The organism is Sporofaciens sp. St.21A7, from assembly GCF_059728535.1.
On record NZ_BAAGFN010000001.1, the window covers coordinates 2,614,266 to 2,635,692 of the forward strand.

24 protein-coding genes are annotated in these 21,427 nt (G+C 47.6%); 2 read left to right on the top strand and 22 right to left on the bottom strand.

What is annotated here, in order from left to right:
• Window positions 1–200: 200 nt before the first annotated feature.
• Both lexA and AC6I3O_RS12830 read left to right on the top strand, forming a co-directional pair.
• A complete protein-coding gene (gene lexA, locus AC6I3O_RS12825) occupies window positions 201–824 on the top strand; it encodes a transcriptional repressor LexA (protein ID WP_497851223.1) in 624 nt (207 codons plus the stop codon).
• Between the two features lie 29 nt (window positions 825–853).
• Complete coding sequence (locus AC6I3O_RS12830; RefSeq protein WP_497851224.1) at window positions 854–1,297, top strand: NUDIX hydrolase; 444 nt, start codon at window positions 854–856, stop codon at window positions 1,295–1,297.
• A 100-nt stretch (window positions 1,298–1,397) separates the two neighbouring features.
• Here the strand turns inward: AC6I3O_RS12830 and rsfS are convergent, their stop codons facing one another.
• The 22 genes from rsfS to AC6I3O_RS12940 all read right to left on the bottom strand — a co-directional run bounded on the left by rsfS (window position 1,398) and on the right by AC6I3O_RS12940 (window position 21,419).
• On the bottom strand, window positions 1,398–1,751 hold the full coding sequence (rsfS, locus tag AC6I3O_RS12835) for a ribosome silencing factor (protein WP_497851225.1): 354 nt from the start codon (window positions 1,749–1,751) through the stop codon (window positions 1,398–1,400).
• A 1-nt stretch (window position 1,752) separates the two neighbouring features.
• On the bottom strand, window positions 1,753–2,340 hold the full coding sequence (yqeK, locus tag AC6I3O_RS12840) for a bis(5'-nucleosyl)-tetraphosphatase (symmetrical) YqeK (protein ID WP_497851226.1): 588 nt from the start codon (window positions 2,338–2,340) through the stop codon (window positions 1,753–1,755).
• Complete coding sequence (gene nadD / locus AC6I3O_RS12845; RefSeq protein WP_497851227.1) at window positions 2,337–2,957, bottom strand: nicotinate-nucleotide adenylyltransferase; 621 nt, start codon at window positions 2,955–2,957, stop codon at window positions 2,337–2,339. The genes yqeK and nadD overlap by 4 nt, the downstream gene beginning before the upstream one ends.
• A gap of 44 nt (window positions 2,958–3,001) precedes the next feature.
• Window positions 3,002–3,295: a ribosome assembly RNA-binding protein YhbY gene (gene yhbY, locus AC6I3O_RS12850; protein WP_497851228.1), complete on the bottom strand. Its 294-nt coding sequence runs from the start codon at window positions 3,293–3,295 to the stop codon at window positions 3,002–3,004.
• A 51-nt stretch (window positions 3,296–3,346) separates the two neighbouring features.
• The gene (obgE, locus tag AC6I3O_RS12855) at window positions 3,347–4,630 is read right to left on the bottom strand and encodes a GTPase ObgE (protein ID WP_497851229.1); all 1,284 of its coding nucleotides are present in this window, start codon (window positions 4,628–4,630) and stop codon (window positions 3,347–3,349) included.
• A 91-nt stretch (window positions 4,631–4,721) separates the two neighbouring features.
• Window positions 4,722–5,003: a 50S ribosomal protein L27 gene (rpmA, locus tag AC6I3O_RS12860; protein ID WP_159751269.1), complete on the bottom strand. Its 282-nt coding sequence runs from the start codon at window positions 5,001–5,003 to the stop codon at window positions 4,722–4,724.
• A 5-nt stretch (window positions 5,004–5,008) separates the two neighbouring features.
• On the bottom strand, window positions 5,009–5,344 hold the full coding sequence (locus tag AC6I3O_RS12865; protein ID WP_497851230.1) for a ribosomal-processing cysteine protease Prp: 336 nt from the start codon (window positions 5,342–5,344) through the stop codon (window positions 5,009–5,011).
• A gap of 15 nt (window positions 5,345–5,359) precedes the next feature.
• Complete coding sequence (gene rplU, locus AC6I3O_RS12870; protein WP_497851231.1) at window positions 5,360–5,668, bottom strand: 50S ribosomal protein L21; 309 nt, start codon at window positions 5,666–5,668, stop codon at window positions 5,360–5,362.
• A 223-nt stretch (window positions 5,669–5,891) separates the two neighbouring features.
• On the bottom strand, window positions 5,892–6,680 hold the full coding sequence (locus tag AC6I3O_RS12875) for an amidohydrolase family protein (RefSeq protein ID WP_497851232.1): 789 nt from the start codon (window positions 6,678–6,680) through the stop codon (window positions 5,892–5,894).
• Window positions 6,670–7,095 (bottom strand): CBS domain-containing protein, encoded by a 426-nt coding sequence (locus AC6I3O_RS12880; RefSeq protein ID WP_497851233.1) that lies wholly within the window; start codon window positions 7,093–7,095, stop codon window positions 6,670–6,672. Before AC6I3O_RS12880 ends, AC6I3O_RS12875 begins: the two co-directional genes overlap by 11 nt.
• A gap of 13 nt (window positions 7,096–7,108) precedes the next feature.
• Window positions 7,109–8,440, bottom strand: a complete 1,332-nt coding sequence (locus AC6I3O_RS12885) for an aspartate kinase (protein WP_497851234.1) — start codon at window positions 8,438–8,440, stop codon at window positions 7,109–7,111.
• 60 nt (window positions 8,441–8,500) lie between these two features.
• Complete coding sequence (locus tag AC6I3O_RS12890; protein WP_497851235.1) at window positions 8,501–9,085, bottom strand: HAD family hydrolase; 585 nt, start codon at window positions 9,083–9,085, stop codon at window positions 8,501–8,503.
• 27 nt (window positions 9,086–9,112) lie between these two features.
• The gene (gene ybaK, locus AC6I3O_RS12895; RefSeq protein WP_497851236.1) at window positions 9,113–9,595 is read right to left on the bottom strand and encodes a Cys-tRNA(Pro) deacylase; all 483 of its coding nucleotides are present in this window, start codon (window positions 9,593–9,595) and stop codon (window positions 9,113–9,115) included.
• Complete coding sequence (locus AC6I3O_RS12900) at window positions 9,531–10,322, bottom strand: TIGR03936 family radical SAM-associated protein (RefSeq protein ID WP_497851237.1); 792 nt, start codon at window positions 10,320–10,322, stop codon at window positions 9,531–9,533. Before AC6I3O_RS12900 ends, ybaK begins: the two co-directional genes overlap by 65 nt.
• Window positions 10,306–12,171 (bottom strand): TIGR03960 family B12-binding radical SAM protein, encoded by a 1,866-nt coding sequence (locus AC6I3O_RS12905; protein WP_497851238.1) that lies wholly within the window; start codon window positions 12,169–12,171, stop codon window positions 10,306–10,308. Before AC6I3O_RS12905 ends, AC6I3O_RS12900 begins: the two co-directional genes overlap by 17 nt.
• Window positions 12,172–12,197: 26 nt before the next feature.
• Entirely contained in the window at window positions 12,198–13,898 is a 1,701-nt protein-coding gene (locus AC6I3O_RS12910; protein ID WP_497853467.1) for an AAA family ATPase, read from the bottom strand.
• Between the two features lie 258 nt (window positions 13,899–14,156).
• On the bottom strand, window positions 14,157–16,100 hold the full coding sequence (locus AC6I3O_RS12915) for a bifunctional metallophosphatase/5'-nucleotidase (protein ID WP_497851239.1): 1,944 nt from the start codon (window positions 16,098–16,100) through the stop codon (window positions 14,157–14,159).
• A 317-nt stretch (window positions 16,101–16,417) separates the two neighbouring features.
• Complete coding sequence (locus AC6I3O_RS12920) at window positions 16,418–16,930, bottom strand: hypothetical protein (RefSeq protein WP_497851240.1); 513 nt, start codon at window positions 16,928–16,930, stop codon at window positions 16,418–16,420.
• Between the two features lie 24 nt (window positions 16,931–16,954).
• A complete protein-coding gene (locus AC6I3O_RS12925) occupies window positions 16,955–18,022 on the bottom strand; it encodes an SGNH/GDSL hydrolase family protein (RefSeq protein WP_497851241.1) in 1,068 nt (355 codons plus the stop codon).
• 35 nt (window positions 18,023–18,057) lie between these two features.
• Window positions 18,058–19,653 (bottom strand): MBOAT family O-acyltransferase, encoded by a 1,596-nt coding sequence (locus AC6I3O_RS12930; RefSeq protein ID WP_497851242.1) that lies wholly within the window; start codon window positions 19,651–19,653, stop codon window positions 18,058–18,060.
• A gap of 7 nt (window positions 19,654–19,660) precedes the next feature.
• Window positions 19,661–19,888, bottom strand: a complete 228-nt coding sequence (locus AC6I3O_RS12935; RefSeq protein ID WP_497851243.1) for an acyl carrier protein — start codon at window positions 19,886–19,888, stop codon at window positions 19,661–19,663.
• Window position 19,889: 1 nt separating this feature from the next.
• On the bottom strand, window positions 19,890–21,419 hold the full coding sequence (locus AC6I3O_RS12940; protein WP_497851244.1) for an amino acid adenylation domain-containing protein: 1,530 nt from the start codon (window positions 21,417–21,419) through the stop codon (window positions 19,890–19,892).
• Between the last annotated feature and the right edge of the window lie 8 nt (window positions 21,420–21,427).

Below are 21,427 nucleotides of genomic sequence, written 5' to 3' on the forward strand. Positions count from 1 at the left end.
TGTCGTATAGATATAAGAAACAGCATATACTCCTCTTTTTTAAAAAGAAAATATTTCCGAACATATTTTCTAAACATCTGTTTGCTATTTCCGGTGTCTTGTGTTAAAATAGAATTATGAATTTGATAAGTAGAATTCCTTCGTTCACGGAATATAGAAGTTGTGGTGAATGAATTAATTTGACAAAAAGGAGGTTTTATATGGGACAAGGTAAGATAAGTCCGAAGCAGAAGGAAATATTAGAATATATCAAATCACAGATATTAGAACGGGGGTTTCCGCCGGCAGTCCGGGATATCTGTGAGGCGGTTCATCTCAAGTCTACCTCTTCGGTTCATTCACATCTGGAGACTCTTGAGAAGAACGGTTATATCCGCCGTGACCCCACCAAGCCAAGGGCGATTGAGATTCTGGACGATTCATTTAATTTTATGCGCCGGGAGATGGTGAATGTACCGATTATAGGGCGTGTTGCCGCCGGGGAACCCATACTGGCGGAACAGAACGTGGAGAACTACTTTCCGATCCCTATGGAGTATATGCCGAACAACCAGACGTTCATGCTCAGGGTAAAGGGAGAAAGCATGGTGAATGCAGGAATCCTAAGCGGCGATATGGTGCTTGTGGAGCAGCTCTCCACTGCCCATGACGGCGACATGGTGGTCGCCTTGATTGAGGACGGGGCTACTGTGAAGACATTTTATAAGGAAGACGGATATATCCGACTCCAGCCTGAGAATGACACGATGGAGCCGATTATTGTGTCGGACGTGCAGATTCTTGGCAAAGTAATCGGGGTTTTCCGCCTTTTTAACGAAAGATAATCTTACATAGAACCATTGGAGGAAGTTTCATGAAAGTCAGATTTTACAAGCAAATCGAGGATCGGCTGCTTAAATTTGCAGTGATTGTGGCAACATCGGAAGGAAAATGGGTATTCTGCCGGCATAAGGATCGAGATACATTGGAATGTCCCGGCGGGCATCGGGAAAGACGCGAGAAGATATTGGATACTGCCAGGCGTGAACTCTCGGAGGAGACCGGCGCCGTAGATTTCCATATTGAGCCTGTATGCGCATATTCTGTGACCGGGTCAAACCGGGTGAACCAGTCCGGGAAAGAGACGTTTGGGATGCTGTATTTTGCGGATATTAAGACCTTCCGGAAGAAACTGAACAGTGAGATGGCGGAAGTTCTCCTGATGGATAATCTGCCTGTCAGATCCGACCAGTGGACGTATCCTGAGATTCAGCCAAAGCTGATACAGGAAGTGCTGTACCGGGAATGCTGCGGTTAAATCCCGGGGAAAGTCAGGTTCAGCGTATAAAAAACCCTTCATAGACAACACAGATATCTAAAAACTGTCTCATCTATGAAGGGTCTTTTAGCGATTTCCCCTATAATTCTTCAATACTCTCAATGCGTTTCCCATCACGCCAGATCCGCTCCAGATGATAGAAATCCCGGTTTTCCTTATCAAAAACATGGACGACCACATCGCCGTAATCCAGAAGCACCCAGTTCCCGGTCTGCAATCCTTCCCGCTGAATCTGCGAATGTCCCGCCTCGTGCATCTTCTCCTCCACATTGTCCACCAACGCCTTCACCTGGCTGTCGTTAGAACCATTTGTGATAATAAAATAGTCTGCCAACGGGGAAATCCCGGAGATATCAATGATACAGATATCCTCCCCTTTCTTATCTTCCAGCGCACGGTAAACAATACGCGCCATCTCTTTTACCTGCTCCATACTACACCTCCTCTCCTTCTCTCTTGCTTTTATAATAAAGATATGTTTTCTCTGTCATTGGGTCAACGGGTACGTTCTTACTATTCAAATACGCCAGGGAATCCTCAAGAATCCGGTACAGACAGGCGTCAATATCGGTAAATGCCAGTTTCCGTACCTCTGCCATATTGGGAAGCTCCTTACGCCCAGGCTCCATATAATCGGCAATATAGATAATTTTATCCAAAAGCGACATATGGGGGCATCCTGTGGTATGGCTCGTAATGGCATTCATAATCTCTTTATCCTTCACATGATACTTCTTAGCTGCAAGAAATGCGCCAAGTTTCGCATGAAGAAGGCTGGGATTGTTCCTTTCCACCTCCGAGACACTCAAATGATACTTCTTGCACAGCTTTATCTTGGTGTCTCCCGGAAGGCATTTTGCACAGTCATGCAGAAGCCCCGCCAACAGCGCCTTCTCAATATCCGCATCATAACACATAGCGAGAGCCGCCGCCGTGTACATGACCCCAAGGGTATGCTCATACCGCTCCTTGTCAAGCTCCGTCATCAATTTCCGTCGAATCTTGGTGATCTTATGGTTCATATGCTGTTCTCTCCTACATAAAGATGATGCTCTAGAATATAGGCGTTGACAGCCGCAGGAACATGGCTGGCAATGCTCCGCCCTTCCCGGACATCCTTTCGCAGCTCATGGGAGGATACCCGGACTAAAGGCGTCACCAAAAGCCGGATCCGCGCGCCGTAAGTATCATTCAGCTTGCGGATCTTCTCTTCCATCGCCTGTCTGGTGTTAATCTCGTCCCGGTAAGCCGCCAGCACAGTACACGTCGGAAAAATCCTTTCTGGATGTACCCACTGGTCAATCATAAACAGCGAATCTGCCCCGATGATAAAGTAGAAATTATCCTCCGGGTAGATTCCCTTGAAATACTCCATTGTACTATAAGAATAGGACACTTCCTTCCGCTTCGCCTCATAGGGCTCAAGCCGGAACTCCCGGCAGGAGGATATGGCAAGCCTTACCATCTCCACACGGTCTTTTACATCTGTCTCAATCGAGGATGTGTCTTTATGAGGCGGATTCCCGTTGGGCATGAACCAGACCTTGTCGAGTTCAAATGCTTCTAAGGCAGCCCGCCCAAGCATCAAATGCCCGTTGTGTATCGGATCAAAGGTTCCGCCCATAATACCGATCTTCATAGTCTATCCAACTCCGTTCCAAAACTCAGCGTATAATTTTGCTGTTATCTGGGAAGTTCAATCTTCTTATTCTTGTCCTTTCCTTCCCGGTAAAGGACTATTTTCTTGCCGATTACCTGCACCACATCTGCTTGGGTGCGCTCTGCAATCGTCTCTGCCAATGCCTTTGGGTCATCCCCGCAATTTTTCAGGACACTGACCTTGATAAGCTCCCGCGCCGCCAGGGCTTCGTCAATCGCCTTGGTGAATTCCGGCGTCATACTGTTCTTCCCGATTTGAAAAATCGAATCCATCGTCATCGCAAGACCCTTCAAGTAGGCTCTCTGCTTTGTTGTCATTTTATATCTCCCTTTCATTGTAATCCATTTGCCTGTAAAATGCAAAGAAAATTACTTATAATAATCAAATTGCAGGCCGTACATCCGCACCGTATCGCCTTCCTGGATACCGGCCGCTTCCAGTTCCCCGAGAATTCCCGCATCCTTTAAGAACTTCTGGAAAAAGGCGAATCCCTTCTCCGAATCCAGGTTCGTGTACCCCAGCATCTTCTCTATCTTCGGGCCTTCCACCACATAGACGCCGTCCTCTACCTCCACCGTGTATGGAAGGTTCTCATAGATTAACTCTTCTTCCGGAAAATACTCCTGTTCAAAAATCACGGGAGAAGAATCCATCCCCTGCAGTTCTTTCGATACGGCAAACAGAAGCTCGGAAATGCCCTCTCCCGTCACGCCTGAGATTGGGAAGACCCGGATGCCCTTAGGTTCAAATTCTGCCTTTAAGCGGGCGATGGGATCTTCGCCTTCCGAATAAATCGCATCGATCTTATTTGCTGCGATGACCTGAGGGCGTCTGGCAATCTCAGGATTATATGCCTCTAATTCCCCATTAATTTTATAGATATCGTCCACCGGATCTCTGCCTTCCGTCCCTGCGGCGTCTACTACATGGATCATTAGCTTCGTGCGCTCGATGTGGCGCAAAAACTCATGCCCCAGGCCAACGCCCTGAGACGCCCCTTCAATCAGACCAGGGATATCGGCTATGACAAACCCCTGCCCCTCCGGAAGATCCACGACTCCAAGGTTCGGGTTCAAGGTGGTAAAATGATAGTTGGCAATTTTGGGCTGTGCGTTGGTGACACGGGAAAGAAAGGTGGATTTGCCTACATTCGGGTATCCCACCAGCCCCACATCCGCAATCACTTTCAGCTCAAGCGTGACCCATAGCTCACGGGAGGGCTGTCCGGGCTGGGCATATTTGGGAACCTGCATGGTCGCGGTGGCATAATGCTGGTTTCCAAGGCCGCCCCGTCCGCCTTTCAGGATAATCTGGCGGCGGTTGTCCCCGGACATGTCCGCAATGACCTTGCCAGACTCCGCTTCCTTCACGACCGTCCCTTCCGGCACCTTCAACACGATGTCATCCGCATCTGCGCCATGGCATCGCCGCTTGCCGCCGGGAAGGCCGTCCTTTGCGGCAAATTTCCTTCTGTGGCGGTAGTCTTGCAAGGTATTTAACCCTTCGTCCACCTCAAATATCACGTCGCCGCCCCGTCCGCCGTCGCCGCCGTCCGGTCCGCCGTTGGGGACATACAATTCTCTGCGGAAACTGACATGCCCGTCGCCGCCTTTTCCCGACCGTATTAAAATCTTCGCCCTGTCTGCAAACATAAAAACTCCCCCTTTCCTATGCAAAAAAGAGCGCTGCCTTCTAACTGAAACCAGTTATTTTTGCAACACTCTTCTAAGAATCACAATTGCTTTAAGCTACCGGATAGATAGAAACCTGTTTCTTATCTCTTCCTTTTCTCTCAAATCTAACAACGCCGTCAACAAGTGCGAATAACGTATCGTCGCCGCCGCGCCCTACATTAACGCCTGGATGAATCTTCGTCCCACGCTGTCTGTAAAGGATATTCCCTGCTTTCACAAACTGTCCGTCCGCTCTCTTAGCGCCAAGTCTCTTAGACTCGGAATCTCTTCCGTTCTTGGTAGAACCGACACCTTTCTTGTGAGCGAAAAACTGAAGGTTTAATTGCATCATAGTTGTCACACCTCCTCGAATGTTAAATCAATATATTCTGCATAGTTCGCATCATCCGCCATATTTTCCAGACCGAGAATCATGGTATTCAGCAGCAAATCAGCATCCTTGGAAGGATAGCCGTTCACCAGATAATAGGCGATCAGCCCCGCCTCATCATTGCTGATTACCGAACATGGATCCTGTGCATAGCGTTCGATTGCATTCATCGTGTTGATTACCAGCACGGAAGCCGCAGCGCAGACGATATCAGAACCTTCCTCGCTGTATCCGGCATGTCCCTCTGTCCGAAACCCAACACATTCTCTATTCTCATTCTGGTAAATGGTTACATGAATCATGGATGTTCTCCAATATTAAACATGAATTTTCTCGATCTTTACCGCAGTATACTGCTGTCTGTGACCGTTCTTTTTGTGGTATCCTGTTTTTCTCTTATACTTGTAGACAATGACTTTCCTGGCTTTTCCATTCTCTACTACGGAAGCCTCTACGGTTGCCCCTGCTACAGTCGGGTTCCCGATCTTCAGACCGTTGTCACTGACTGCGAGCACCTGGTCAAAGGTATAAGTCTCTCCGGCTTCCACACCAAGCTTCTCCACTTTAATGATATCGCCTTCGGCTACTTTGTACTGCTTACCACCTGTTGCTATAATCGCGTACATATGGCACCTCCTATTATCATTACTCGCCAACTGCGGTGTCCTTGCTCCCCAAATCACTGTATGGGAATCTATATCTGGAACTTACAAACCTCGTTGTGCGGCATACTGGTAAAGTATAGCACATTTTTATCCAGAATTCAAGCTCTATTGTGATTATATTTACCACAAAATTTACATAAATGTCCAATAATAATCGTTTCAATAAATAGTATGGGCATTCTTTCTATAGTTCCAACAGACGGCATGCATTTCCGGAGAATATCTGCTTTTTCTCCTCCGGGCTTAGGGGCATCTTCGACAGAATATCCACAGACTCCTTCTGCCCTGCCCAGGGGGAATCCGTGGCAAAGAGAATCTTATCCGCCCCGTGGCCTTTCACCATCCTGACGAACTGTTCCTCTGACATCCGTCCCAGCACGACGCCGGTATCGAAATACACATCCATGCCCACAAGTTCGCGTTCCACCTCGTCCCAGAGTTCATTCCCTCCCATATGGGCAAGCACCAGCTTCGCCGGCTTCACGTCTTGAATCAGTTCCCTGGCCATCTGGGGCGTACAGTGGACATCCTCGGGAGATTTGGGGTCTACACCCGCATGGACCACGACGATCAATCCTAGTTCCGACGCATATTCCACCAGCCTTTTATAGCGGATATCATTGAAATATGCATCCTGATAATCCGGATGGAGCTTGATTCCTTTCATCCCGAGTTCTTTCACCTGTCTTAAAATCTCCTTATAATTCTCACAATCCGGATGGATTCCGCCAAAGGAAAATACGGATCCTTCCTGGAACTTTGCGGCAAAACGGTTCACAGACTCCACTTGGGAAACCTTCGTGACCGCCGGAAGCGCAACGGAAAGGCTGATCCCCGCTTCTTCCGTTGATTTGCAAAGCCCGGCACAGGTGCCGTCCGTAAACGGCGTCACCTTACAGATGCCCGTAAGGAAATCAAGGGTCCCCTTCGCAATCTTATCCGGGAACATATGTGTATGGAAATCAATGATCATGGCTCGCCTCGCATCCTTTCATCCTGTTATAACAATATTCAATAATGTCCCGCCGTGTAATGATTCCGATAAAATGCGCCTGATCGTCAACGACCGGCACAAAATTCTGCTCCATCGCCCGCCCAATCAAATCCTCCATCTTAGATTTTGCGGTCACGCATTGGTAGTCAAGCCGCCGATCTACCTTCATTACGCTGATTTCTTCCGCTTCCTTGAGATTCAGAAGATTCCAGTGCTTTAAGGACCATAGAAGGTCGCCCTCCGTGATGGAACCGACGTAAGTCCCGCCTTTGCTTAAAATCGGCACAGAGGAATATTTATGGTACTCCATAATCTCCAAAGCCTGACGGACTGTGTGATAATCATAGATGTAAGCCAGTTCGCTCTTAGGCTTCAGGAAAAACAAAATATTCATGGGAGGCTCCTTCCTAAATCATGGTATTGACGAAGATATCATAAATTGCATTGATTGCATCGTTGAAATCATGATTCCTTACGCCGATGATAATATTCAATTCACTGGAACCCTGGTCAATCATCTTCACATTGACATTGGCGTGGGCAAGGGCGGAAAAGATCCTTCCGGAAGTCCCACGGGTGGCCTTCATGCCCCTGCCGACAACGGCAATCAAGGCAAGATCCGACTCAAGCTCCAAAAGATCCGGCTCCACCCTCCTGTGGATTCCTGCAATCACCTTCTGCTCCTTCTCTTCAAATTCATCCTGATGGACGAAGATGGTCATGGTGTCAATCCCGGAGGGCATATGCTCGATGGAAATCTCATTTTCCTCGAATACCTCCAGAACCTTTTTGCAGAACCCTACTTCTGTGTTCATCATGGCTTTCTCCACGGTGATTGAGGCGAAATCTTTCTTTCCTGCGATACCGGTAATGACGAACCTGGGTTTCCGGCAGGTTCCTTCCACAATCAGCGTCCCCTTATCCTCCGGCGAATTGGTATTGCGGATATTAATGGGAATGCCTTCCTTGCGCACCGGGAAAATGGCGTCTTCATGGAGGACGGTGGCCCCCATATAGGAAAGTTCCCTGAGTTCCCGGTAAGTAATCACGTCGATGGCTTTGGGGTTCTTGACCACGCCCGGGTCTGCAATCAAGAAACCGGATACGTCCGTCCAGTTCTCATACATGTCGGCATGGACGGCTTTGGCCACGATGGAACCTGTGATGTCGGAGCCTCCCCTGGAAAATGTCTTCACACTTCCGTCCGGCATCGCCCCGTAGAATCCGGGTATCACCGCTTGGGGAATCTCAGAAAGCCGCTGGGACAGAAGGTGGTTCGTCCGTTCGCCGTCAAAATTCCCTTCCTCATCGAAGCAGATAACCTCTGCGGCATCGATGAAGGCGAAGCCCAGATACTCTGCCATCAGAATTCCGTTCAGGTACTCCCCTCTGGACGCGGCATAGTCTCTGCCCGCCTTCTGGCTGAACTTTGTGCGGATAGTCTTAAATTCCCCGCTCAAGTCAATGGAAAGGCCAAGCCCTGCTATAATCTCATCGTAGCGCGTCCGAATCAGCGTCATCTGTTCCTCGAACTCTTCCTCATACTCGTCGTCCATCGTGGCGAGATTATAGCACCTGTACAACATATCCGTTACTTTGGTATCACTTGGCGTCCGTTTTCCAGGGGCAGAAGGAACCACGTACCTGCGGGATTCTTCCTTGCTTATAATTCTTGCAGCCTTCTTGAACTGCTCTGCGCTTGCCAGTGAACTTCCGCCAAATTTTACGACCTTAATCATCTTCTTATGTAATCCTCCAAACTACATTATTGTATCTTTTTCAGACTTTTCTATCTTACATCATTTTCCCATCATCTGCAATGGGATATCCGGATGAAATACGATGCCTTTGATTCCCAGCCTTACGGCAGCCTCTACATTTTCCGGACGATCGTCGTAAAAGACGGCGTCTTTTGGACAAATAGAATAACGCGTAAGAAGAAGCCGGTAGATTCTTTCGTCAGGCTTGATGCATTTGACCTGATAGGAAAAGATCCCTCCGTCAAAAGTATCAAGGAATTTCAGCTTATCCTTGGATCTTTGGTAAAGCTCCTGAGAATAATTGGATAAATAGTACAGCTTATATCCCAGGCTCCGGAAATAGGCAATCCACCCTTCTGTTATGGACCAAGGCACGATGGTTCCCTCAAATCCTGCGAATACCTCCCGAATCTGTGATTCCAGGTCCGGTGCGTTTTCGATAAAAAGATTCCGCCACTCTTCCGTAGAAATTCGCCCGATGTCGCCCTCCAGCCAGTCTTCATTCAGAAATACCGCGTCCGCAATCCGCTGGTAAATTTCTTCCGAATAATGGAAACTACGGAGGTAACTCTCCCAGTCATAACCCACCAATACGTTCCCTACGTCAAATATCACTGTATTCATATTCTTGGCAATCCTTTCTGCTATGGCTTACTTAAATATAACATCGGCAAAACTGGCACCGGCCGCCTCCCTAAGGTGTTGGGGGCTTAATTTTAGCTGTATGCCCAGCCTTCCGCCGCTTACGTGGATATAGTCCAGGCCGCATGCATCCACCTGGATAACCGTAGGATACTGCTTCTTCATGCCGATTGCCGTACATCCGCCCCGCACATAGCCGGTCACTTTGGTCAGGTCTTTCAGGTGCAGCATTTCCAGTGATTTCTCGCCTACGGCTTTCGCCGCCTTTTTGAAATCGATCTCGTCCTCAATGGGGATGACGAACACATAATGCTGTCCCGATTTCCCCGTCGTCACTAACGTCTTATAGACCAGTGCATGGTCGTAGCCTAACTGGTCGGCCACCTGTATACCGTCAATAAAATCTCCGCATTCATATTCTTCATATTCATATGGAATCTTCTGACGGTCTAAGATTCTCATAGCATTGGTCTTGACTTCTTTTTTGCTCATTCTCATACTCCTGTAATCCGAATCTGTCTAACGGCAGAAAGCCGTCTGTCCCTTCCTTGCATTTTGCATATACGTCCAGCCGGTGGTAATGAAAAGGAACACGCTCTGGTTCTTCTCCCACAAATCCAATAAACGCACCCATTACAAGGTCTGGTTTTAGATTTTGCTCACTTCCCGCGGCCAAAAACAGCTCAATGCCGTCTACATTCCACTGCATCTGATAAATCATCGGTTTAATATCCGTTTCCGTCTCGCTGCGTTTCGTCTTTTTTAGGACTACGATATTCTCCTGCCCCATGAATTCCTCAATCTTCGTCTTCCAAGAGGCTGGAATTTCTTTTGTAATCTCAGCAGATTTGGCAGACTCCAAAAGCGTTACCCTGTAACTTGCGGCGGCAACAATGGTCATGCCGCTGCATTTTTTGTCCTCCGGTATCGGGACCATATTTACGACGTCTATTCCTTCCACCATCACTTCATTCAGCCGCCTGGCCGCCTTGGCACAATCAACCGCTTCCTTCAATTCAATATCCAGGTATTCCCCGTCGCTTGTGATGCCGACTCCCAACGGCTGTGCAAAGGACATGATCATATGCGGACTGTAGCCTCCGGTAAATGCAATCGGAATCCCCGCCCGCCGCATTGCCTTCTGGAAGAAGCGCATGACGTCCAAATGGCCGATAAAACGCATGATGCCATATTTCCGAAATTTAATTCTTGCCTTCAACGCAGACACCCCCTTTGTACTTCATGGCGCCGCAGCCGGAGCATTTTACCCGGCAGTTCGGCGTTACCTCTCCCTTTTGCGCCCGCTGCCATTCCCGGTACAGGAAATCTTTCGTCACGCCGATATCGATGAAATCCCACGGGAAGATTTCGTCTGCATCTCGTTCCCGCAAATTATAAAAACCGATATCCACACCAGTATTTGCAAAGGCTTTCATCCATTTCTCATTGTCAAAAGTCTCCGTCCAGGAATCGTAGAGGCATCCCAGCCGATATGCTTCTTGGATAACCTTGGACAGCTTCCGGTCGCCTCTGGCAAAGACGCCCTCTAATACCGTCACCTCCGCGTCATGCCAGTGATATTTCAGGCTCTTCCGGTTCAACTGTTCCTGAAATTCATGCTTCACGACGGCCGCCCTTGCGATATATTCTTCGTTGCTGTACATCTTCGCCCACTGGAACGGCGTAAATGGTTTTGGGATAAAGAAGGAGGTACTGGTGGTAATCTGGCATTTCCCGTTTCGCTGTTCCTTAGGAATCTCGTAGTACCTTCTGGCAATCTTGTCGGCAAGACGAGGGATCTCCTTCATATCCTCCTCCGTCTCGGTGGGAAGCCCCAGCATAAAATAGAGCTTGACCTTATTCCAGCCGCCTGCAAATGCCTGTCCTGCGCCGTCCAGAATAATTTCCTCGGTCAGTCCTTTGTTGATTACATCCCGCATCCGCTGGGAACCTGCCTCCGGTGCGAATGTCAGGCTGCTCTTGCGTACATCCTGCACCTTGCCCATGACGTCCAGTGAAAATGCGTCGATTCTCAGGGAAGGCAGGCAGATATTGATTCCGTCGCCTTTGAACTCTTCAATCAGGAACGTCACCAGCTCTTTTAACTGGCTGTAGTCGCTGGAGCTTAAAGAACTCAGGGAAATCTCTTCATGCCCGGTATTTTTAAGCATCTGATAAGCATACTGTTTCAGTGTTTCCACATTCCGCTCACGGGTCGGCCGGTAGAGCATCCCTGCCTGACAGAAGCGGCATCCGCGGATGCAGCCCCTCTGGATTTCAAGGACGATGCGGTCTTGGGTCACTTTGATAAATGGGACGACGGGCGCCTTAGGGTAATACGTACCGGTGAGATCTTTCACCATCTGCTTTTGAATCGTGGCTTTTGCATGTGGGTTCACAGGAGTAAAGGATTCGATGGTTCCGTCTTCCCTGTAAGCCGCCTCATAAAACCCAGGCACATAGATTCCTTCGATCTCTGCCGCCTTTTCCAGAAAATCTTTCCGTGAACCGCCGCCCTTACGGTTTTCCTTATAAGCATCCAACAGCTTCCCATAGACCGTCTCTCCGTCTCCGATGTAGAACAAATCGAAAAATTCTGCCAACGGTTCCGGATTGTAAGTACACGGGCCTCCTCCGATCACGATGGGAACGGAATCGTCCCGGTCACAGGCAGACAGAGGGATCTGGCTCAATTCTAATATCTGGAGGATGTTGGTATAGCACATCTCGTACTGAATCGTAATCCCAAGGAAATCAAATTCCCGGATAGGATCTTGGGATTCTAAGGCAAATAAGGGAATCTCTTCCTTGCGCATGATTTGATCCAAATCCACCCATGGGGAATAGACGCGTTCGCACCATACGTCCTCCCGACGGTTGAACATGTCGTAGAGAATCTGGATGCCCAGATGGGACATGCCGATTTCATATACGTCCGGAAAACACATGGCGAAGCGGATGTCCACTTTTTCAGTGTCTTTCATGACGCTGTTGACCTCCCCGCCGATGTAGCGGGCGGGCTTTTCGATTTTTAGTAATATTTCATCATTTAAGGCTAGTTTTCTCATAGGTTTCCTTTCGGTTTTTGTATCGATTATTTTATGTGTTTTTCTGCCAGCATGACCCTGCACCGTTTTTTATAACATGCAATTCCATATTTCAGGATATTCTCTACCCCATCATCTTCAAGGTCATCCTCATACTTTGTATATTTGATCTGCTTTAATGCCTCCTTACATGCCCCGTCCAAATCTCCGTCATGGGCATACTTTACTTCTATGATAATCCCCATATCCCCGGTGTCCGGTTCTGCAAGGATATCTGCATAACCTTCACCCATTTCACGGTTGGAAGAAATGCCCCAGCGGGTTTTCACTCCTAAGATCCCAAGCAACACTCCATGGTAAAAGTTTTCTTTCATCTCTGTTCTTACGGCCGTATCTCGGATACTGATAGTCTTCCTTAAATACTCCGTGAAAATCTTTTCTACATTTTCTGCATCTTCATTCTGCAAGGCATCACAAAAACGATTCAGCATCTCCCCGTCTTCCCGGACGTTCTCCTTAAAGAATTCCATGATCTGCGTCTCAAAAATATCCCGGATTTCCAGATTGGGAATCGCCAATTTCATCTGCCTGCCTTCCGATTTTCCACGCTGGGTCAGATACCCGGTGGTAAAAAGAAGGCTCCAGATATGATCAATGGACTGGTATACTTCCGCATACGTGAGTTCCTGATGGATTTCCTTTGTAATGACTTCCCCTGCCACCAGACGCTCAATCTCCCGTTTGGTCACAGAATTAGCGGATTCTTCTATAAACCGTTTCACAGCGTCATTACTGCTGGTATTGATCCAGTAGTTTTCCGGCTGTACATGAGGCTCGCTTCTGATCCTGTCGCAATGGTTCAGCACATCCCAGGGGCAATACACTTCTACATTTCCAAACTGATATCCGTCATACCATCTCTTTACTTCCTCATAATGATCCGTTACATCATAATACTCCAGAAGGTCTTTCACTTCTTTATCTGTAAAACCAAAGTATTCATCAAAACGCTCATCCGCAATCGTCAACACTTTCAGGTTATTAAGCCCGGTAAAGATACTCTCCTTTGAAATCCTAAGGCACCCGGTCAGCACTGCTAATTTCAGGCTGGTGTTTGTCTTCAGCGCCTCTCCAAGCAGGCTTCGGATCAGGGAGATCATCTGCTCATAGTATCCGTTCGCATGAGCCTTTGCCAATGGGACATCATATTCATCTATCAGCAGGATAACCTTTTGATTATGGTGCTTCTCTAACATTTCTGACAGTATTCTCAAACTGTCACAAAATGTTGCTTCATCCATGCTGCTGTCCAAAAGACTCTGATATTCCAGTTTGTCACTTTCACTTAACACATCGCTCTTTAGAAGATACTGCACTTCCCCAGCCACCCGCCTGACAGCCCTGGCTCCCATACGAAATGCCGTTTCATAATTAATGGCGTCAATTCCTTTCAGGGAAATGGATACAACCGGATACTTTCCCATATATTCCTCGCAAAGCGCAGTTTCCTTTGAAATATCCAGCCCGTCAAAAATACGCTTATCCCCATTCAGTGAGAAAAATTGTTCCAGCATACTCATATTCAGCGTTTTCCCAAATCTTCTGGGGCGGGTAAATAAATTCACTGCTCCCCAATTATGGAGTAATTCCGCAATAAGCCCACTTTTATCAATATAGTAAAAATCTTCTTTCCTAAGTTCTTCAAAATTTTCAATTCCTATCGGAAGTTTCTTCTTTCTCATCGCCATCTCATTCCGCGCTCCTTCCGTCATCTTCAAACTGTTTCTCTGTCTCAAATTCTGCTCAAATATATTATAGCAACTAAGCAGCCACATTTCCATAGGAATCTTCCAGTTCCAGCGGCTCCCAGTGATATTCGGTTCCCGTCACTGTTCCTACTGTGGATTAACAGACGAAAAGCAGACCAGAAGGCTTTGTCATGATTTTCGCCATCTGGCCTGCAAACAACCGGCCCTGCCGGCAGCATTGGCTTTGAACTTGTAAATCTAACTGTTAATAGCAGCTTTTTTCAATGTGACAACAATTCCGCCGGCTCCAATGAGCGCAAGCAGCAAGTATAACTCTATATTTTTGCCATCACCGGTCTTAACGCCTTTTTTTGTATCCGTGGATGCAGGCGTAGCCGGCTTCGGCTTACTGGCCTCCTGTTTATCATTTCCATCTTGGCCAGGGTTTTGGTTGTTGTCTGGCTGGCCGTTAAGGCCGGGTTTTTCGTTGTTGTCCGGCTGGCCGCTGTTGTCCGGTTTCCCATCGGCTGCTATGAGGCGCGCACGGCTGATTCCCTCAAGTACCACATTCTCAGGCTGGCCTAAGTATGCTGCCAGAGCATCCTCACATGCCTGGTATTCATGCAGATTGGCCTTTCCATCGAACTGGGGATAGTCACTGATGTCATTTGGAAGATAATTGTTCATCGCCACCGTATATGTTTTGTCTTCCTGTATTGCTTTTCCCTGGACGAGCGCGCCAAGTATCCTGCTTCCCTTCTCCAAAGACAAGTTATACTTCACCTCTATCCCGCCTGCCTGCAGCATATTTCCACTGTTATCCGGCCATCCGTCATAGTCGCCTTTTTCATTTGCTTCTATATTTGCCTTCATGATATCCAGAGAGGTCTCGAGCATCTCTAAGATTTCTTTGCCGCTTAGTTCTTTTGTCACAATGTAGTTTCCATAAGGCGATACATTCAGCACATTCTGATAAGTAACCGTCCCCTTTCCAATCGAATCGCGGATACCTCCTGCATTTTCAAATGCAATGTCTGCCCCGGTTGCCAGAAGATATGCATCCGTAATAGCCCGGCCCATGGTTGTCTCACCGATTCTGATATGCTCCCATACTCCGTCCAAGTCTTCCGGGGCATAGCCTACCGGCTGGGAAAGCACTGTTTTCTGCTCTTCTGTAATGCCGTCTAAGAGAGCCTGTACATCCGGGTCTGCATCCATAGCCTTGCCTGTGTCATAATCCACCAGATTTTCTGTCATTTTGATGTCTTCTGCCAGATTTCCGTCTTGATCCAATGTACAGATGATATCTACATTTCCAAAATTCCAAAGATTATATCCTGTCTCAACAACCAGGGCTGTCCCGCCGTCCGGTCTTGTAACAGTCTCGTTCATCGTTGTATGTTCGTGCCCTGCAATCCACAGGTCCACACTATCCACAGAAGAAGCCAGCCTTTTCGGATTGATACAGTGTGCCATACCAACTACGATCTGGCATCCCTGTGCTTTCAGTTCTGCCGCCGCTTTCCCAGCATAAACTGCCATATCCGTAAACTCAAGTCCTTCTACATTCTCAGGGGCAGTTGCATGATAAATTGCTGGGTCAATCACTCCGAATACTCCGATTTTTAATGTTTTTCCGTCCTTTTTGGCTTCCTTTGTAAGATACTGCTGATCTAAAAACATGGTTTTATTTTCATTGACTACATTTCCTGCGAGAATGGAAAATTGGGGGCTTCCATTTTGTCTTACAATATTTTCCAGTTCTTTCAGACGGTCTTTCCCATAATTCCAGTCATGGTTTCCAACTGTCATGGCATCATATCCGCAGGCGCCCAGTACTTCCGCAGCCGACTCGCCCCGCACGAGAGTGGCAATAGACTGCCCGTGGAAGGTATCTCCCCCATCCAGCGTCAGCGACAAATCTTTTCCCTGGGACGCATGATCGATATAGGTCTTTACCTTCGCAAGCCCAATCACCTGATTCCAGTCATCTTCCAGAATTCTTGCATGGATATCGTTCGTATGGACCACATTAATCTGAAATTCTGTGGTATCATTCTCTACCAGGGTTTCCGGTTCTGCGACGTCATTTTCTGTCTCTGTCTGCGACGCGGTATCTGCCGCTAAGGCTGTTCCTGTTATCATGGTAAACGCCATGCACAAGGAAATTAAAATGCTCAGAATTCTCTTTTTCTCTCTCATGTTTTCTCCTCTTTCCTCGCTATTAATCACAGCAGCATTATCCAATCCTGCTCCTGCCCATCTTCAAAATCCAACTTTAATATTAAAGCTACGGCAGATAAAAAGCAATTATTCTGGCATAAAAAGCAAATTTCTGGCATAAACGTCACCTAGTAGTTGCCAGTTTCGCTCTGCATCGTTTCATATTTTCTCTATTTGCATTAAAGCCCTTTCACAGGCCTGATCAAGTTTTGAAATTTCCAGGCCATCAAAGATACCCTTATCTCCCTCTATGGAAAAAAGTGTTTCAGCATACTCAGGACTCTTATTCCATGTGATTACTCTTCTACCACAGCGCTGATTTCCAGAGAAGAAACACTGTCTCCATTCAGCCCTATCGTCATCTTCGTATCCCCATCCTCGTAGACCAGCTTGGATGCGGATTCTTCCGACGCATCCCCGTAGGCTTTCGTTACTTCATCCTTCGTGCTTCCAATGCTGACGCCTTCCTCCGTGGAAACCGTGTCATCCATGAACACAACGGATAATACATAATCTTTGCCGTCCTTAGGATAAGTGTTCAGTTTGAACCCAGGATAGGAATACACTTTATCAAGCCCTTCAAAAGCGCAGCTCTCCGACTCGAAATAATCATCTGCGTCCCCTAATGATTCCACGATCTTCGACGCATCTTTTCCCATCTCGATTTTCGTGGAACCACTGGTGAAGGAGTATCCCCCGCCGGACGAAACTTCTCCGGATGTTCCCTCCTTGTCCGGACTGCCGCATCCGGCGATACATAACACAACCGTTAACAGCGCTGCCGCTAACATACCTTTTCTGCTCTTCATACTTTTCCTCCTTTGTTTCACATTCTAAAAACTTCTGATTTCCCCATACTCTCTCAGTTCCTCGCGCTGGGCGGCTTCCATCTCCTCATAAAAACGGATTTTTTTGGCATAGGCGCTCTGATAATCCGGGTCGTATCGGTAGTCTGTAAGCTGGTAAGCTTCTTTCAGATATTTGCCTAAATATCCGGTAAGCTTCTCTGCGCCGGCAAGGTTCAGGTGCAGCCCGGCGTCGTAGGTATCTGTCTGATAGTCGATTCCTACCGTCTCGGCAAGTTTTTCATAATTAAAATAATCCAGCCCGTATTCCCCGGCGTATGCGGCAATCTGGGCGTCCCACTCGTCGTACCAATTGGGGTACAGGCTCGGGGACTTAACAAGGACTAACGCTATATTGTTAGCCTCGCATAATTCCCGCATCCGATCCAGATATCCCATGGCATAACTGCCCAGAGTGTAATCTGCCAGAATGTCCGGTTCGGGAAATCCTTCTGTGGGGCGGACATCCACCCGCATATAATAGCCGTTGTGGGAAATCTTGTCCCTGTGGAACAGGTATTGAAAATCTTCCGCCGACAATTCAGGCCAACGGGAATGATACCGCAGAATCGGGAACAGATAATCCAGCAGGTTCTCATTTTTGGTCATGGACGCTTTGACTGCATCTATTTTCGTACGTGAAAACCGCATCCCATCAAGCGTCATGCGGTTATACGCCTCGCTCTGGGGCTCGTCATATTTCAGCGCCAACACATTGAATACAACGACTTTCGGCGTTTCGTAACGAAGGGTATCCTCCAGCATATAGTAAGACTGCCATGCAAGCTGTTGGGCGGAACCACGGATGTAGCTGCTGATTCCATACTCCTGATATAGGGTGATAGGCGAAAAATTTTCATAGACCTCGCAGTCCCCCACAAACAGCACCTCGTGATTCGTGGTCTCCTCATAATACTCGGCAGTCAGCGCGCCTTCTACGATATCGGTCATATATTTCGGCATCAGAAGCCTTTGCAGGAAAAATAATATGGCAAATAACGCCGCAAAAAATACGGTAATCTTTGGAACCCATGCAGGCATCTTCTTCCTTCGCATTTGTCTCCTCCTAAACGATACGGTATTGCATGAATCTAAAACTGATTATAAATAAACTGGCTCTGGTCGTAACCGATTCCGTATGCCCCGAAAATAACGACTGACAGTACCATCATAAGGAAAACCACATACCTGAAAATCTCCGGCGATGCATATATCAGATCCCGCACACTCCCCTTCCTCTCCTGTGTCAGGCTTACTGTAACCATCACTGCAAGGCAGATGAATAATACGATGTAGTCCGCCCCCGTAAGCCCAAGCCCTAAGAATGCTTCTTTGGTCAAATCCTGCAGCCGGAAATGGGAGAACATATTTCCGAACATACGGAATGTAAGCGGTACATCCCGATAACAGTCAAACATACGCAGGCTGCTCATCAGGAATATAGTCCTTAAAATTTCAAAAGCCCCATACCATTTTTTCCCTTTGACGTCAAATCTGGCATGGAATTTCCCATATAGCGGTTCACATTCCTGAGAGACCATGATTACCACGAAATTCATCAGTCCCCAGACGATAAAATTCCAGCTTGCCCCATGCCAGATTCCTGTCGTGAACCAGACCGCAAAGGAAGCCAGATACACCGGAACCCGCTTCCCGATGAAGTCGCCAAGCTTTCTCCGTGAGAACTTGGAAAGCTTCAGCATAGGCTTACACACAGATATGGGATAAAAAATATAATCCGTGAACCATGTTCCCATCGTAATGTGCCACCGTTTCCAGTATTCCTTGATGTTCTTAGAGAGGTAAGGACGCCAGAAGTTCTCTGTTACCGTAATCCCCATGGTCTCGGCAATTCCGATGGTAATGTCTATGCCTCCGGTAAAGTCGGCATATAGTTCTAATGCATAGAACAGCATGCCCACGAACACGAATCCGCCCTGATAGGTTTCCGGGTCATTTATGATTGTATTCACGGCAGCCAGAATCCGGTCGGCGACAACAACTTTCTTGAAATACCCCCAAAGGATACGGTACAACCCGTAAGATACGGTCTTTGTATCAAAATCGTGCCTCTCATAGAGGGACTTTGCAAGGTCGTTGTACCTGCTGATAGGTCCCTGCACCAACTGCGGAAAAAACGACACGAACAAAGCCAGCCGGAACAGATTCTTTTCCGCCCGGCATGTCCCCCGGTACACGTCAATGATGTAGCCCATGGTCTGGAACGTATAAAACGAAATCCCCATGGGCAGAATAAGGTCTGCGAACGAAATCCTGCCGCCCCTCCCGAAAGCCTCAAGGAGTCCGTTCAGATTGGCAATCATGAAGTTGGTATACTTTAATACTGCAAGAATCCCCAGATTGAAGACCAGGCAGAGAAGCAGCCACCTCCACTGTTTTGCTTTCACAGAGGCCTTATACGCCTTCTTTTCCTCACGGTTCAGCGTATCCTTGTGTGATTTCAGATAAGCGTCCTGCCGTTCCTTCCATGCATCAATCCGCAGGCTTACCGCATACGTAGAAACCGTGGTCACGCCAATGAAAATCAGATAGTATGGGTTTGCAATATAGTAGAACGTATAACTTGCCGCAAGCAGGAACGGCCATTGGCATTTCTTAGGGAGCAGGTAATACAGCAGAAATACGGCTGCCATAAACCCGATAAATCGGTAGGACGTAAACAGCATAGCGCGCCTACTCGTCTTCCAGACGGAGAATTAACTCATACAAAGCCCTGGCGGAGTTAAAATTATTCGGTATGATTTCCTCTGCCGGGATTACCACATCATACGCGTCGTTAATCTCGGAAACAATCGAGATGATATCAAAGGAATCAATGATACTATCGTCCACCAGTGTATTACAAGCCTCAAAATCCACCTCTGGGTGCAGGCCCGTTAAAATTTCCAATAAAGCATCCATCTTATTCTCTCCTTGTTCTCTCGCTTTTTATCATCTGTTTCAGCGTTGTACGGTCAACCTTCCCATTTGCCGTCAGCGGCATGGTCTCCAAAGAATAGACATGATTCGGTATCATGTACCTGGGCAGCGTTTTTTTAAGGTTGGCCACAAGCTCCTTTGTCTCAATCACCCCTGAGTAGAAAAGGGTAATCTTCTCTTTCTCCTTATCATAGATACAACATGCACTGTGTATCCCATCCACTTGGTGTACATGGGCTTCAATCTCACCAAGCTCAATCCGGTGTCCCATATGTTTGATCTGGCAGTCCTTTCTGGACAGGAAAAGCAATTCCCCGTATTCATTATATTTCCCAATGTCTCCGGTACGGTAGATTAATTCATGGTAACAGTCGTTCAACGGGTTCTGGACGAACACCTGGTCCGTGCGCTCTTTATCCTTATAATAGCCCAATGTCAGCGCCGTGCCTCGGATACAGATTTCTCCCGGCTCTCCCTTCTTGGGAATCTTGTTATCCCCGTCAAGAAGCAGGATCTCCGTGTTTTTGAACGGGCGTCCAATGGGAATACTCTCTCCTTCTTCAAACTCCCTCTCTACTTCGTAATAGCAGCTCATTCCCGTTGCCTCCGTAGGCCCGTATAAATTGATGAAGCGGGCGTCCGGCAAGGCTTTTTTCCACAACCGAAACTGCCTGACCGGGAATACTTCGCTGCCGAAGGCAATGGTGTGCAGATATTTGGGCGTTATCTTGTCAAATGTATTCATAGACGAAATCATAGTCAGCGCCGAGACGACCCAGCAGACGGTGTTGATTTTGTATTCATTCAGGAATTCCACCAGCCTGACCGGGAACATAAACAATGATTTCGGGGTCAGGTAGGTGGTCGCCCCACATTTTAAGCTGGAAAATAACTCTTTTAAACAGGCGTCAAAATACAATGGCGTCTGGTTTGCCAGAACGGAATCTTCCGTAATCCCCAATACCTCCGTGAGATTTTCTACGTAATCAATGACAGACCGGTGGCACGCTAAAACACCCTTTGGCACGCCTGTTGAGCCGGATGTGAATACGATATAAATCGGATCGGTATCAATCGCCCTGTCCCGGATTGCTGCAAGCAGCCCAAAATCCTCCGGTTCTTCTGCAATCTCTTCATAGAGCAGGATTTCACCCTCAAAATCCCGGATATCCTTTATCTCCCCACAGGTGGTCTCATCGCATATGACTGCCCGGGGCTTTAGGTTCTGAAAAATCAGGGATATCCGGAACTTGGGCATCTCTTCATCTATGGGAACGTAGAAGCAGCTGCTGTATACCACGCCCCAGAACGCGGCAATCATGTGGGGATGCTTCTGCATATAGATGACCACAGGTTCCTTCTGATATCCCCTCTTCAAGAGACAGGTCCCGATATTTCTGGAAACCTGGGATACTTCCCCAAACGTCATGCCCATAGCCTCATTTGCAAATGCAATCTTATCCGGAAACCTTCCGGCCGTACATTCCAGATATTCTAAGATATTTCTCTGCATGTCCTTTA

Excerpts from the sequence above, each read along its gene's own strand:
- lexA (WP_497851223.1), top strand. The coding sequence starts at position 201 with ATGGGACAAGGTAAGATAAGTCCGAAGCAGAAGGAAATATTAGAATAT.
- AC6I3O_RS12830 (WP_497851224.1), top strand. The coding sequence starts at position 854 with ATGAAAGTCAGATTTTACAAGCAAATCGAGGATCGGCTGCTTAAATTT.
- rsfS (WP_497851225.1), bottom strand. The coding sequence starts at position 1,751 with ATGGAGCAGGTAAAAGAGATGGCGCGTATTGTTTACCGTGCGCTGGAA.
- yqeK (WP_497851226.1), bottom strand. The coding sequence starts at position 2,340 with ATGAACCATAAGATCACCAAGATTCGACGGAAATTGATGACGGAGCTT.
- nadD (WP_497851227.1), bottom strand. The coding sequence starts at position 2,957 with ATGAAGATCGGTATTATGGGCGGAACCTTTGATCCGATACACAACGGG.
- yhbY (WP_497851228.1), bottom strand. The coding sequence starts at position 3,295 with ATGACAACAAAGCAGAGAGCCTACTTGAAGGGTCTTGCGATGACGATG.
- obgE (WP_497851229.1), bottom strand. The coding sequence starts at position 4,630 with ATGTTTGCAGACAGGGCGAAGATTTTAATACGGTCGGGAAAAGGCGGC.
- rpmA (WP_159751269.1), bottom strand. The coding sequence starts at position 5,003 with ATGATGCAATTAAACCTTCAGTTTTTCGCTCACAAGAAAGGTGTCGGT.
- AC6I3O_RS12865 (WP_497851230.1), bottom strand. The coding sequence starts at position 5,344 with ATGATTCATGTAACCATTTACCAGAATGAGAATAGAGAATGTGTTGGG.
- rplU (WP_497851231.1), bottom strand. The coding sequence starts at position 5,668 with ATGTACGCGATTATAGCAACAGGTGGTAAGCAGTACAAAGTAGCCGAA.
- AC6I3O_RS12875 (WP_497851232.1), bottom strand. The coding sequence starts at position 6,680 with ATGATCATTGATTTCCATACACATATGTTCCCGGATAAGATTGCGAAG.
- AC6I3O_RS12880 (WP_497851233.1), bottom strand. The coding sequence starts at position 7,095 with ATGAATATTTTGTTTTTCCTGAAGCCTAAGAGCGAACTGGCTTACATC.
- AC6I3O_RS12885 (WP_497851234.1), bottom strand. The coding sequence starts at position 8,440 with ATGATTAAGGTCGTAAAATTTGGCGGAAGTTCACTGGCAAGCGCAGAG.
- AC6I3O_RS12890 (WP_497851235.1), bottom strand. The coding sequence starts at position 9,085 with ATGAATACAGTGATATTTGACGTAGGGAACGTATTGGTGGGTTATGAC.
- ybaK (WP_497851236.1), bottom strand. The coding sequence starts at position 9,595 with ATGAGCAAAAAAGAAGTCAAGACCAATGCTATGAGAATCTTAGACCGT.
- AC6I3O_RS12905 (WP_497851238.1), bottom strand. The coding sequence starts at position 12,171 with ATGAGAAAACTAGCCTTAAATGATGAAATATTACTAAAAATCGAAAAG.
- AC6I3O_RS12910 (WP_497853467.1), bottom strand. The coding sequence starts at position 13,898 with ATGGCGATGAGAAAGAAGAAACTTCCGATAGGAATTGAAAATTTTGAA.
- AC6I3O_RS12915 (WP_497851239.1), bottom strand. The coding sequence starts at position 16,100 with ATGAGAGAGAAAAAGAGAATTCTGAGCATTTTAATTTCCTTGTGCATG.
- AC6I3O_RS12920 (WP_497851240.1), bottom strand. The coding sequence starts at position 16,930 with ATGAAGAGCAGAAAAGGTATGTTAGCGGCAGCGCTGTTAACGGTTGTG.
- AC6I3O_RS12925 (WP_497851241.1), bottom strand. The coding sequence starts at position 18,022 with ATGCGAAGGAAGAAGATGCCTGCATGGGTTCCAAAGATTACCGTATTT.
- AC6I3O_RS12930 (WP_497851242.1), bottom strand. The coding sequence starts at position 19,653 with ATGCTGTTTACGTCCTACCGATTTATCGGGTTTATGGCAGCCGTATTT.
- AC6I3O_RS12935 (WP_497851243.1), bottom strand. The coding sequence starts at position 19,888 with ATGGATGCTTTATTGGAAATTTTAACGGGCCTGCACCCAGAGGTGGAT.
- AC6I3O_RS12940 (WP_497851244.1), bottom strand. The coding sequence starts at position 21,419 with ATGCAGAGAAATATCTTAGAATATCTGGAATGTACGGCCGGAAGGTTT.